Source organism: Phaeobacter sp. A36a-5a (assembly GCF_037911135.1).
GTDB lineage: Bacteria > Pseudomonadota > Alphaproteobacteria > Rhodobacterales > Rhodobacteraceae > Phaeobacter > Phaeobacter bryozoorum.
Genome location: NZ_JBBLYU010000001.1, coordinates 1705581 through 1718253 on the forward strand (window position 1 = coordinate 1705581; position 12673 = coordinate 1718253).

11 protein-coding genes are annotated in these 12673 nt (G+C 63.2%); 3 read left to right on the forward strand and 8 right to left on the reverse strand.

Going from position 1 to position 12673, the window contains the following annotated elements; all coding sequences use genetic code 11:
* Positions 1 to 252: 252 nt before the first annotated feature.
* Positions 253 to 1407: an endolytic transglycosylase MltG gene (gene mltG, locus WLQ66_RS07950; RefSeq protein ID WP_340546325.1), complete on the reverse strand. Its 1155-nt coding sequence runs from the start codon at positions 1405 to 1407 to the stop codon at positions 253 to 255.
* Positions 1407 to 2672 (reverse strand): beta-ketoacyl-ACP synthase II, encoded by a 1266-nt coding sequence (fabF, locus tag WLQ66_RS07955; protein WP_340545795.1) that lies wholly within the window; start codon positions 2670 to 2672, stop codon positions 1407 to 1409. The genes mltG and fabF overlap by 1 nt, the downstream gene beginning before the upstream one ends.
* Before the next feature lie 329 nt (positions 2673 to 3001).
* Between fabF and WLQ66_RS07960 the strand changes: the two genes are divergently transcribed.
* The gene (locus tag WLQ66_RS07960) at positions 3002 to 3949 is read left to right on the forward strand and encodes a PilZ domain-containing protein (RefSeq protein WP_340545796.1); all 948 of its coding nucleotides are present in this window, start codon (positions 3002 to 3004) and stop codon (positions 3947 to 3949) included.
* Between the two features lie 732 nt (positions 3950 to 4681).
* On the opposite strand, the gene WLQ66_RS07965 is transcribed toward WLQ66_RS07960, so the two are convergent.
* The 4 genes from WLQ66_RS07965 to fabD all read right to left on the reverse strand — a co-directional run bounded on the left by WLQ66_RS07965 (position 4682) and on the right by fabD (position 8226).
* Positions 4682 to 5425 (reverse strand): 1-(5-phosphoribosyl)-5-[(5-phosphoribosylamino)methylideneamino]imidazole-4-carboxamide isomerase, encoded by a 744-nt coding sequence (locus WLQ66_RS07965; RefSeq protein WP_340545797.1) that lies wholly within the window; start codon positions 5423 to 5425, stop codon positions 4682 to 4684.
* A 164-nt stretch (positions 5426 to 5589) separates the two neighbouring features.
* The gene (locus WLQ66_RS07970; protein ID WP_005982462.1) at positions 5590 to 5823 is read right to left on the reverse strand and encodes an acyl carrier protein; all 234 of its coding nucleotides are present in this window, start codon (positions 5821 to 5823) and stop codon (positions 5590 to 5592) included.
* 646 nt (positions 5824 to 6469) lie between these two features.
* Complete coding sequence (gene fabG, locus WLQ66_RS07975; protein WP_340545798.1) at positions 6470 to 7207, reverse strand: 3-oxoacyl-ACP reductase FabG; 738 nt, start codon at positions 7205 to 7207, stop codon at positions 6470 to 6472.
* 86 nt (positions 7208 to 7293) lie between these two features.
* A complete protein-coding gene (fabD, locus tag WLQ66_RS07980) occupies positions 7294 to 8226 on the reverse strand; it encodes an ACP S-malonyltransferase (RefSeq protein ID WP_340545799.1) in 933 nt (310 codons plus the stop codon).
* Between the two features lie 186 nt (positions 8227 to 8412).
* Here fabD and WLQ66_RS07985 point away from each other — a divergent pair, with 186 nt between their 5' ends.
* Both WLQ66_RS07985 and WLQ66_RS07990 read left to right on the forward strand, forming a co-directional pair.
* On the forward strand, positions 8413 to 9720 hold the full coding sequence (locus tag WLQ66_RS07985; protein ID WP_340545800.1) for a cytochrome b/b6 domain-containing protein: 1308 nt from the start codon (positions 8413 to 8415) through the stop codon (positions 9718 to 9720).
* Between the two features lie 122 nt (positions 9721 to 9842).
* Positions 9843 to 11132, forward strand: coding sequence for an MFS transporter (locus tag WLQ66_RS07990; RefSeq protein ID WP_340545801.1), 1290 nt, complete (start codon positions 9843 to 9845; stop codon positions 11130 to 11132).
* Positions 11133 to 11256: 124 nt separating this feature from the next.
* On the opposite strand, the gene WLQ66_RS07995 is transcribed toward WLQ66_RS07990, so the two are convergent.
* Together WLQ66_RS07995 and WLQ66_RS08000 are read right to left on the reverse strand one after the other, a co-directional pair.
* Positions 11257 to 11832 carry a YceI family protein gene (locus WLQ66_RS07995; RefSeq protein WP_340545802.1) on the reverse strand — a complete coding sequence of 192 codons (576 nt, stop codon included), beginning with the start codon at positions 11830 to 11832 and terminating at the stop codon, positions 11257 to 11259.
* A 204-nt stretch (positions 11833 to 12036) separates the two neighbouring features.
* Positions 12037 to 12618, reverse strand: coding sequence for a hypothetical protein (locus WLQ66_RS08000; protein ID WP_340545803.1), 582 nt, complete (start codon positions 12616 to 12618; stop codon positions 12037 to 12039).
* Positions 12619 to 12673 lie beyond the last annotated feature (55 nt).

Below are 12673 nucleotides of genomic sequence, written 5' to 3' on the forward strand. Positions count from 1 at the left end.
ATCGCAAGGCCGCCCCACAAGCGCGATCCATGATCGGGCGTCCTGCGGGCGGATCTGCCAATTTCCCAGCTGCCTGTGAACCCTGCCACAAACCAGCGCAAAAGTCAAAGTTGGCAACCTGAAGTATCGGACGCAAGCTGCCGGATTTGTTAAGTAAATTTCAGATTAACCTACCATAAGGTTAACGGCGCCGCACAAAAAAGAGGACGCCGAAGCGTCCCCTTTCAGATCTGATCCATGATTGGATTGCGCCTAGTTGCTGTTGCCCTGCGCTTCAATCTCGCGCCATTTGGCGACATTGCGATTGTGCTCCTCAAGCGTGACGGCAAAGGCGTGGCCACCGGTGCCATCAGCGACGAAGAACAGGTAGTCGCCCTGATCCGGGTTCACCGCCGCCTCAAGGCTGGCCATGCCGGGGTTGGCGATTGGCGTCGGCGGCAGCCCTTCGATCACATAGGTGTTCCACGGGGTTGCCCGGCGCAGCTCGCTCTGGCGCAGGCCACGACCGAGGACACCCTCGCCCCGAGTAACACCATAGATCACCGTCGGGTCCGTTTGCAGCCGCATCCCGCGGTTCAGCCGGTTGGTGAAGACCGAGGCGACCTGACCACGCTCCTCTGCCACGCCGGTCTCTTTTTCGATGATCGACGCGAGGATCAGCATCTCTTCGGGGCTGGTAACCGCTGCGCGGTCCGAGCGGCCCTCCCAGGCGGCGTTGATGCGCAGCTCCTGGCGCTCCTGCATCTCGGCCAGGATCTCGGCGCGGTCATCACCGGGGGAGACCTCATAGCTGTCGGGTGCCAGCATCCCCTCCGCCGGGCGCGTGCCCGGATCGCCGTCGAGGATATCCATGGCTTTCAGCGATTCGACCACCTGCCAGCTGGTCACGCCTTCGGCCAGCGCGATGCGGTAACGGGTGTCGGCATCGGCTTTCTTCTCTTCGTAGACAGCGGGCACCTCATCGACGCCGGGCACAAATTCCGCACGCTCGACAAAGCGGTTGGTGGCCGGGTCCAGCTCGCGCACCTCGGCCAGCACGCGGGTCACGCCCACGCGGTAGACGATTTCGGTGCCACAGCTGCTGGCGCCGCCGCGGGTGATCTGATCGACGATCTCGGCCATCGAGGCCCCTGCGGGCACCAGATAGCTGCCGGCCTTCAGCGCATCGGTTTTCTCGGCGTAGCGCACACCAACCCGGAACAGCGGGCCGGAGTTGATCGCGCCCTGGCTCTCCAGATCACGGCTGACCCGAGACATCGTGCTGCCGGACGGCACCCGCAGGCAGATCGCGCTGTCCAGCGGACCTTCGGAGGTATATTGCGACTGCCCCCAGAGGATGACGCCGCCCAGAAGGAACAGCATCACCACCAGGACCGTCAGCATGTTTGAGGCGAGGTTGCGCCACATCACTCAGGCTTTCCGAACAGGACCGACGCATTGGTGCCGCCAAAGCCAAAGGAATTGGACAGCGCCACCTTGATCTCGCGCTCGCGTTTCTGGTTCGGGGCCAGATCGACAGCGGTTTCAACGGCCGGGTTGTCCAGGTTGATGGTGGGCGGTGCCACCTGATCGCGGATCGCCAGGATCGAGAAGATCGCCTCAATCGCGCCAGCCGCACCCAGGAGGTGGCCGGTGGCGGATTTGGTCGAGGACATGGTGACCTTGCCCGCCGCATCCCCCATCATCCGCTCAACCGCGCCCAGTTCGATGGTATCGGCCATGGTCGAGGTGCCATGGGCGTTGATATAGTCGATGTCCTTCGGCTCAAGCCCCGCATTGGCCAGCGCCGCGCGCATCGAGCGTTCGCCGCCTTCGCCGTCCTCGGAGGGAGCGGTGATGTGGTAGGCATCGCCGGAGAGACCATACCCCAGCACCTCGGCATAGATCTTGGCGCCACGGGCCTTGGCGTGGTCGTAATCTTCCAGCACCACGATGCCGGCGCCCTCACCCATCACGAAACCGTCGCGGTCGGCGTCATAGGGGCGCGAGGCGGCCTTTGGGTCATCGGCGCGTTTGGTGGACAGCGCCTTGCAGGCGTTGAAGCCAGCAATGCCGATTTCGCAGATCGCCGCCTCGGCGCCGCCTGCGATCATCACGTCGGCGTCGCCGGATTTGATCAGACGGGCCGCATCGCCGATGGCATGGGCACCGGTCGAACAGGCGGTCACAACAGAGTGGTTCGGCCCCTTGAAGCCAAAACGGATCGAGACCTGACCGGAGATCAGGTTGATCAGCGCGCCGGGGATAAAGAAGGGCGACACCCGGCGGGGGCCTTTTTCCTTGATCATCACGGCGGTGTCGGCGATCGAGCTGAGGCCACCGATGCCGGAGCCGATCATCACGCCGGTGCGCAGGCGGCTCTGCTCGTCCTCGGGTGTCCAGCCGGCGTCACGCACGGCCATATCAGCCGCGGCAATGCCATAGAGGATGAAATCATCAATCTTCTTCTGGTCTTTTTTGACAACCCAATCATCGGGGTTGAAGGTCCCATCGCTGCCGTCGCCACGCGGAACTTCGCAGGCGTAGGTGGTGGCGACGCCGCTTTCTACCGCATCAAAATGCGTGATCGGACCCGCCCCGGACTGACCGTCCAGCAACCGCGACCAGGTCTCTTCGACGCCGCTTGCCAGCGGTGTGACCAGGCCCAGTCCGGTAACTACTACTCGACGCATTTCTTGCACTCCTCTGCCTCGGCAATTTGACTCCAAATAGCTTGGATTGGCGCAGAGGTGCAAGAGCCGGTGGTCTCCGGTTGTTTTGCGATAATTTAATGACAGCCTTAGATTGCGGTTAACTTGGATAATGTACCTTTTGGTTGTTCTTTGGTTTCGTAGTCGCGACAGTACCGATATGGCGCGCCTGCGAACCACTATGCGGCGCCCAACAGACGGGGCGCAGGATCCAAGGTCAGCGGCTGTGGGGCAAGATGTGAATGGTGCACATAGAGTTCTTGTTTGGACGCCCTGCGTCACCTGATCCTGATCTACGAAGGGTTCGGCGGATGGCACACCGCCGCCCTTCGCGCATGTGGGGGCTGGGCGTATTTGCGCTGCTGTTGCTGGTCAGCCTGCTGCTTGGCGCTGAACCGCTGGCCGCCCGCGAATGCCGTGTCTTCAACAAACTGATGACGCTGACGCTCGCCGGTGAAGATTTTCTCGACTACCTGCGCACCGGCAGCAATTCGCCCGCCGTGCAGGAGATGGAACGGTTGCTGGCAAAGACATCAAAGACCGAGCTGCATCTCGCGATGCAGAGAGAAAAGATGGACGATCTGCTGAAGGCGACCCATAACCTGATTGCCCAGCACCGCAGCCTGCTGCGGGTCCTGGCGCTGAAGGACCGGCGCCATGCGGAACGGGCCTCTGTCAAACTCTTTGCCAGTGAAACCCTGGCGGCCTATCGCCGGGAGCTGGCGCGTATGCCCTGCTCTCGTGCAGGCAGTAGCGGGCAGGATGGCGGCGGCCTTGGCGCCTTGCCCGCGCTGGGACAGATTTCCAGCACCACCGCGGCGGCCGGTTCACTGGGTCTGGTGGCGCTTGGAGCGCTGTGTTTTGTGCTGTTTGAACGGCGCATGACCACGCTGAGGCGGCGCCGCAAGCGCCATACCTGCAACCTGGACTGCACCCTTGTGCACAACAATGATAACGGGGTTGCGGCGACCCTGCTGGACATCAGTCAGGAGGGGGCGAAGGTCAAATCCGAAGCGCGCCTCGGCGCCGGGGATATCATCGTGCTGGACCTGCCCGGCGATGCGCCGCAGATAAATCTTCACGGTCGGGTGCAATGGTGCAATGCCAACTATTTTGGCCTGCAGTTCAAGGAGCGTCTCACACGCGATATGGTGAAGGCTCTGGCGGGTTTTCGCAGGGCGCCCAGAAAATCCAAACGGGAGTTCGGGCGCGACGGGACGCCTGCCGAGCTTGAACCACATGGCGCGGTGTCTGGCTGACGGATCGGCATGGCCGGAGCGACACTCTGCGGCGTGGTCCTTCGTCGTGATGATGTCACAAGGGGGTCGGCCTGTCTTGGGCTCAGCTGCTATCACGGGTCCCCGGTCGCGGCGAACCGGCAACAAGCGCGCGGCAAAGATCGCGCGCGCGGGCGGCGGACCGGCGTCTGGCTGGCGTCTGGCGGGCCATGATCGCGGCCATGATCGCGAATATGCAGACAGATCCCACGTGCGATGCCTTGCGGAGCCGACCTCGCGAACCGGTGGCACCCCTGTGGTAGTGGGATGGTGGCGGTTGGTGCCGGATGGTGGCAGATGCGGACCATTGGGGCAGGACGTGCTTCGCTCCGCAATCAGTCGGCGAAGCAGACAGATCTTCCGCCGGTATAGAACATGCAGGAAGCGCGCGCGCCGGTTTGGTCAATTTCAGGCAGAGACCACAGCTCCGGCCCGCTTATGTCGCGATCAGCGGTGCATCGGCGGCGTCGAGAGGTCGGTTCGACAATTCCGGTCCATTGGCAGCGATCTCGACCGGATCCTGTATAGACAGCGCCGCACCAGCTCAGCCGCGCCGGTCATGCGCCCGGTGCTGCAAACCCACGTCGGCCTGCCCGCTCCCCAAGGCAGCCAACACACGCAGGCTGCGCTGAAATAACAGGGCCGCGCAGTCCTGACGACACCGCAGCCCATTGGTTGATGCGGCAGCAGTGCCGCCCGAGACGTGCCGCCGACCTAGCGGAATTCGGCAACTGGCTCACGCGTGGGGCGCGCCGCCTCCAGCGCCTCCGCCACGGTCAGGGTCTTGCGGAACAGTGCCCGCCCGACCAATGCGCCGGAGATCGAACCGATGTATTTCAGCCGCGCCACGTCATCGGCGGTGCGGACCACACCGCTGGCGATCACCGGCGTGCGCGCTTTCTCCGCCAGCCCTGCGATCAGCCCCAGCTGCGCCTCGACATCGGTCATATCGCTTTCGATATCGGTGATGATGATGCCCGCAAAGGGACAATCGGCAAAGGCGTCGATAAAGGCTTCGGGCGTGAACGAGCCGGCCTGACGCCAGCCGTCGGTCATCACCTGCCCCTGCCAGACATCCACCGCCAGCACGATCTGATCGGGGTGAAGACGGGTCAGCGTGCGCACCAGTTCGGGGTCCCGGGCGGCAAGCGTGCCGACCACCACACGGCCCGCCCCCTTGTCGATCCAATGCTCAATATGCTCGCGCGAGCGCATACCGCCGCCCAGCTGAACCGGGATACCGGCGGTGCGGATGATTTCCTCCACCAGCTCGGCATTGCGGTTGTCGCCTTCGATGGCATCAAAATCGGTCAGATGCATCCATTCGGCACCATCGGCGGCAAAGCCGCAGGCGGTGGCAACCGGGTCCACGTGCCAGATCATGGCGGTGTCGAGCCGCCCCTTGTCCAGCGTCACGCAGCGGCCGTCCTTCAGTTCCATCGTGGGGTAGATCATCATCGCAATGCCCTCCTGTCGTCGGCAGTTTCGCCAAGGCTAGCACGGAGACCGATCACCCCTAAGGAGAAAACCCGACCTCGCGGAGGTCGGAAACGTCCAGAAACGAAAAACGGCGCCTTCCTGCCCGGAAAGCGCCGTCTGTGATCGTCACCGATTGGGTGGGATCAGGAAGCTTCGCTGATGAACTTCACCGCATCGCCAAAGGTCTGGATGGTCTCGGCCGCGTCATCGGGGATCTCGATGCCGAACTCTTCTTCGAAGGCCATAACCAGCTCAACGGTGTCCAGGCTGTCTGCGCCCAGATCATCGATGAACGACGCGTTCTCGGTCACTTTGTCTTCTTCAACACCCAGGTGTTCCACAACGATCTTTTTTACGCGGTCTGCGACGTCGCTCATGTCAATTCCTCATCTTTTCAGGCATTCGCCCGGTTGTCAGGCATTCGCCCGGTTCTGCCCTTGCCCGCTCGGGGCGGCGTGGTTGTGCCCGATGCGGGCGGTCGTGTCCCGCATAGCGGAACCGCCCCTGCCGGTCCGGCATGGACCCGCAGATGGCGAATATGCGCCGCCTATAACACAGACCGACGCAGAGGCAAACGGTTTCGCAGCATCACTGCACCCGCCTGCCCGGGGCCTGTCGCCTGAGGCTCAGGCAACAGGGTGAGCATTTGGCCACAGCCGCAGCCACATGCAAGGCTTGTGGTGCATATTTTTACGCAACCCCTCACCGTCGCAGGTCATTTTCCGTTATTTTGCAGCGACTTTCAGCTGGTCATCCATCCTGAGGATGGCCGTATTTCGCCCCGGATAACCGGGCCAGCTGCGGGGCGGGATCGCAAAACCCCGCGACCAATCTTGTGCGATGCCGCGCTGGCGGCACCGAAAATCCCCCCGGCCTGAGGCATAGAGGCCACATCTGACGCGGCGGCCGGAACGCAAAACCCGCCACCGGAGGACCGGCGGCGGGACCAGGTGACTCGGCGTCACCGCAAAGCCTAACCGGGGTCTCGGCGGCCCCGGTTGCAGCCCGGATCGCGACCCGGGATCACAGCATGGCCATGCCGCCGTTCACATGCAGGGTGGTGCCGGTGACATAGCCTGCCTCGGCGCTGGCCAGATACAAGACGGCGGAGGCGATTTCCTCCGGGGTGCCCATCCGACCGCTGGGGATCTGGGTCAGGATCGCGTCTTTCTGGGCGTCGTTCAGCTTGTCTGTCATGGCGGTGGCGATAAAGCCAGGAGCCACAGCATTGACGGTAATGCCCCGGTTGGCGACCTCATAGGCCAGCGATTTGGACATGCCGACCATACCGGCCTTGGCGGCGGCGTAATTGCCCTGACCGGGGTTGCCGGTGGCCCCCACGATGGACGAGATATTGATGATCCGGCCCCAGCGCGCCTTCATCATGCCGCGCAGAACACCCCGGCACAGGCGCATGGTCGAGGTAAGGTTCACCTCCAGCACGCTGGCCCATTCCTCATCCTTCATCCGCATGAACAGATTGTCGCGGGTGATGCCGGCGTTGTTGACCAGAATATCCACCGAGCCCATCGCCGCGATCGCCTGTTTCGGCAGCGCCTCGACCGCCTCTGCATCGGAGAGGTTGCAGGGCAGCACATGGGCGCGCTCGCCAAGTTCCGCCGCCAGTTCCTGCAGCGGGGCCTCGCGGGTGCCGGAGAGGCCCACGGTGGCGCCAGCGGCGTGCAGGGCGCGGGCGATATCGCCGCCAATACCACCAGATGCCCCGGTGATGAGGGCGGTTTTTCCAGTCAGATCAAACATATGATTTCCTTTGTCTCATCCCCGGCCCGCGGTCCGCCGTTTTCTTTGGAAGACAACGGGCCGGAATATTAATGAAATTTCCGCGTTCAGCTCGCGGTGATGGCTGCCACGTCCTCAGCGGTGCCGATCTGACGGCAGGCCAGATTGCGGTCGATTTTGCGGATCATGCCGGAGAGCGCCTTGCCCGCGCCGATTTCCCAGAATTCGGTCACGCCTTTGGCGGCCATGGTCTGCACGCTTTCGCGCCAGCGCACAGAGCCGGTCACCTGCTCGACCAGAAGCTGGCGGATTTCAGCCGGATCGGTGACCGCATCGGCGCGGACGTTGGCGATCAGCGGAACCGCAGGCGAGGTGATCTCGACCCCGGCCAGTGCCTCGGCCATGACATCGGCGGCAGGCTGCATCAGGGCGCAGTGGAAGGGCGCGCTGACCGGCAGCATCACGGCGCGTTTGGCGCCTTTTTCCTTGGCGATTTCAGCGGCGCGTTCAACGGCGGCCTTGGCGCCGGAGACCACGACCTGAGTGGGGTCGTTGTCATTGGCGGCCTGACAGACCTCGCCTTGTGCGGCGGCGTCTGCAACGGCGCGCACAGCCTCGAGGTCGAGCCCCAGAATGGCGGCCATCGCGCCCTCGCCGACCGGCACGGCGCTTTGCATCGCCTTGCCGCGAATGCGCAGCAGGCGCGCGGTGTCGGCGACGGAAATCGCCCCGGCTGCGGCCAGTGCGGAATATTCGCCAAGGCTGTGACCGGCGACAAACGCCGCCTTGTCGATGCTGACACCCTCAGCCTCCAGCGCACGCATGGCCGCCAGCGAGGTCGCCATCAGCGCCGGCTGGGCGTTCTGGGTGAGGGTCAGGGTTTCGATGTCGCCCTCCCAGATCAGCTGGCTCAGCGCCTCTCCCAGTGCGGCGTCCACCTCGTCAAAGACCGCTTTGGCTGCCGGATAGGCCTCGGCCAGGGCTTTGCCCATACCGATCGTCTGCGCGCCCTGCCCTGGAAACACGAATGCAATTGTCATCTGAGACCTCATCTTGTCTGCATATCTGCGTTGCATCGGGTTTAGACGCAGGTGACGCTGCGTACAAGCATAGCCTTCGCGCGGGCGCACCGGTGCTGTGCATCAGCTGACAGAGATGCGTGTTGTGTCAAACCGCTGAAGGGATAGGGTATTCCTGTCGCCCCCTATGAGAAGGTCTCATCGCCCGTGTCCTCCCCTGCCCGCGCCCCCACGCTTCGCCAGAATACCGCCCGCCACTATGGCAGCGTCGCCAAAGGTTTTCACTGGCTGACCGCCCTCTTGATGCTGGCGGTGTTCCCGCTTGGTTATTTTGCCAATGATCTGGCGCACCATATTCAAAGCCCGGAGTTTGACGGCGCACAGGCCACGCTGACCCGCGCGGCGCTGCTGTTTTCACTGCACAAGACCCTGGGGCTGGCGTTGTTCCTGACGGCGCTGCTGCGCATTCTCTGGGCACTGAGCCAGCCCAAGCCGGTGCCGCTGCACCCGGAGCGGCGGGCCGAGACGCTGCTGGCGGAGGTGGTTCACTGGCTGCTGTATGGGGCGCTGGTGGCGGCACCCCTGACCGGCTGGATCCATCACGCCGCAACCACGGGATTTGCGCCGATCTGGTGGCCCTTTGGTCAGAACCTGCCGTTTGTGGCGAAATCGGAGGCGGTGGCGGCGGTGTTTGGCGGGCTGCACTGGCTGTTTGTCTGGACCCTTGCGGTGGCTTTGGGGCTGCATATTGCCGGGGCGCTGAAACATGAGGTGATCGACCGCGACGCCACGCTGCGCCGGATGCTGCCAGGACGCGCGCCCCAGGTGACGGTGCCAGAGCAGCCCCACCATGGGGCGGCGCCGGTGCTGGTGGCGCTGGCGATCTGGGTCCTGGTGCTGGCCGGCGGCGGCGCCTTCGGCCTTTATGCGCCGCACAGCCATGGCGCGCCGGGCGCCACCGCACATGAGGCTGGATCCGAGACCACGGATGGCGGCGATCCTGCCGCAACGATGGCGTCTGACACTGCCGGCAACTGGCGGGTCGAGGATGGCACATTGGCGCTCACCATCGTGCAGATGGGCAGCGAGGTGCGCGGCCAGTTCGACCGCTGGCAGGCAGTGATTGATTTCGAGGACCCTGCCGCCCCCGGCCCCGCCGGCGCGGTCACCGTCACCGTGGCGATCCCCTCGCTGAAGCTCGGATCTGTCACCGATCAGGCGATGGGGCCGGATTACTTTGACAGTTCCACCTATCCCACCGCAGAGTTCCGCGCCGAGATCGAGAAGCTGGCGGAAGGATATATCGCTGAGGGCACCCTGCGGATCCGCGATCAGGAGGTGCCGCTGCGCCTGCCCTTCACGCTGGATCTGAACGGTGACACCGCCACAATGTCCGGCAGTGCCGAAGTGAACCGGCTGGATTTCAACATCGGCCAGGGCGTGCAGGACGAAAGCTCGCTTGCCTATGCGGTGACCATCGCTGTCGACCTGACCGCCAGCCGCGCCGCCCCCTGACGGATGTGGGCACAGATCAGGGGGGATGGCCGCCGCGTGCCCCCCATGGGGACATATAGTCCCGTAGGTTCTGGCCCACTTAAGGTATTGTGCCGCGCGGCAGCACCGGTGATGCTGCGAAGATGACCACCGAAATCGAGTTCTCTTTTGCGGCACTGAACCCGTCGGTACGACGGCACATTCGCGTGTTTCAGATACACCAGTTCCTTGACCGTTTTGCGATGGGGCTGACGGTTGCCGTGGTTGCTCTGGCCTTGACCGACCGGGGCATGGACCTGTTGCAGATCTCGTTTCTCTTCGGGATCTACGCGCTCACGACGATGGCGATGGAGCTGCCGTTTGGTGGCCTTGCCGACAGCATCGGGCGCAGGCCGGTCTTCTTGACGGCGGTTGTCGCCAGCCTGATCTCGCTCGTGCTTTTTCTCTCTACGAGCGATTTTTATGTTCTGGCGCTGTCGTTTGCATTCATCGGCTTTGGCCGCGCGCTTCGGTCGGGCACGCTGGATGCTTGGTTTGTTGAAACCTTCAAAGCCGCAGCCCCCAATGTCGATGTCCAGCCCGCACTGGCCAAAGCGCAATGGGCCAATGCCGTAGGTTTGGCGATTGGCGCCATTCTGGGAGGTCTTCTGCCCGATCTCTGCGGCGAGGTCGCAAAACGCCTTGGGTTCAGCATTTATGATGTGTCCTACCTCGCGAGCGTCGTCGTGATGTCGGGCGTGTTTGTTTTCACGGTACTGGCCATTGTCGAAACACCGCGCCCGATGAGCGCCACGGCTCTCAAGCACGGCTTTGCGAATGTGCCGATGGTGATAGGGGACGCGAGCCGTCTGGCCCTCAGACATCCGGCTCTGTCGATCCTTCTGGCAGCGCTGGCGTTGTTTTTGATGGCGACCAACCCTGTTGAGGTGATCTGGCCGACCCATGCAAAGCCGATGCTGGACGAGAGCTATGCAAACACCGTCATCGGTATCGTCACTGCCAGCTATTTCTTCGCCATCGCTTTCGGCGCGTCCCTATCCGTGCCCGTCAGCCGGATTTTCAAACGGCGGCACGCCATGACGCTGGCGGCAGGTTTCGCCTGTCTGGCAGGGGTTCAGATCGCATTGGCGCTGCAAGGCAGCATCGTCGGCTTTGTGACGGTGTTTGTCCTCTATTCCGTGTTTCTGGGGGTCTGCGAAACCCCGGCCAGCAGCATCCTGCATCGCTGCGTTGGCGACGGTCAACGCTCGACCATGCTGTCTTTGCGGTCGCTGATCCAACAGTTGGGGGCCGCATCGGGCCTGATTCTGGCCGGAGCTGTCGCCGATATCTACTCGACACCGGTCGCATGGATCGTCGGTGCGGTGTTTCTGGTGATTGCGATGATGCTGATCTTGGTGTTGGTCAGACGGCTGGCGGCAACCGCCGAATAGCTGACGGGTGCGCGCCCACTCGTACAGGGACGAACATACAGGGACAAAAAAACCGCCACCCGGCAAGGGGCGGCGGTTCTGGATCGGTAGGTGGCGGAGGTGATCCCTCCGCCGTGCGGTCTGGTTATTCGGCCTTCATCGCCTCGACCGAGATCTTCACCTCGACCTCGTCGCTGACGAAGGGGGCGAATTTGCCCAGCTCGTAGTCCGAGCGCAGCAGGGTTGTGGTGGCGTCGAAACCGGCCCAGGGCTTGCCCGCCATCGGGTGTTCGCCGACCTGGTTCAGCTTGGCATCCAGAACCACGGATTTGGTGACGCCGTTCAGGGTCAGGTCGCCGGTGATTTCTGCGGTATTATCGCCGGTGACCTTGATGCCGGTGGATTTGAAGCTGATCATCTCCGCATCATCGGCGCCAAAGAAATCCTTTGACATGAAATGGTCAAAGCGCGCTTCCCAGCCAGTCAGCATGGATTGCGCAGGCATCGACACCGAGACGCTGGAGGCTTCGGGGTTTTCCTGATCAAAGGCGATTTCACCCTCAAACCCCGAGAACATGCCGTAGGTGGTCGAGAAACCAAGGTGATTGTAGCTGAACACCACCTGGCTGTGGCTCGAATCCAGCTTGTAGGCTTCAGGGGCGGCAAAGGCGGTGGTGGCGGCGGCCCCCATCAGGGCGGCGGCAAAGAGAGTGGTTTTCATAATCTTGGCTCCGTTGGACCGTGTGACTTCGTTTCCCAGTTGAAGACTTTGTGATCAGAAAGGAAAGCCCGCAAAAGCCAACACTATCTGTGTTCAGATGAACAACCCAAGCCGCATTGACGCACAGAGGCCGGTTCTCGCGCAGTTGTGATGTCGGCAGGCGGTGGCGGCGGGCCAAGGCGTTCGGCCAGAGATCTGGAGCGCCTAGCTGAAGATCGGCAGGGCGCCGCTCAGCTGATCGCGCAGCCGCAGGCGGGTTTCGGTGCTGTCGATCGGCAGCTCCATCAGCACTGCGCCGTCGATATCCAGAACCGAGATGGCATGGGCGGAGAGCCGCACGCCGCCAAGGCTGCTGTAGCTGCGCCGCAGGACAATCCGCGGTGCGCCGCGCCGTGTCTTGCGCAGGATCCTCAGCTCGCGCCGGATCGGGTCGAAACAGGCCTCCGGCTGGCTGTCGGGGTGGTGCGAGGTCAGCAGGATCAGGCCGACAAACAGAAAGGCCACGGAAATCCCGATCCGGATCAGCGACATCTGCGGATCGAAGCCGGCGTCAGGCAGCAGCCAGAGGCCGGTGGCGCCCATCACCATACCGCCCCCAAGAATGCGCAGCAGCAGCGAGCGGACCGGCCAGTTGGCCTGCATCTGAAGGTTCATTGGTGCCGACCGGGCCAGATGGGCCAGCCGTCTGGCGGCAGGAGACTGAGAGGACGCGCGCCGCATGACCTTGCCAAATCGACCCGGCTGCATGGGCTGAAAACCGATCTCGGATGGTTCGAGGATGCTCATCTCTGGTCCCTTTCACTCTTAACGCGGTCTGTCTGTCCTGCCTTGCCTGTGACGC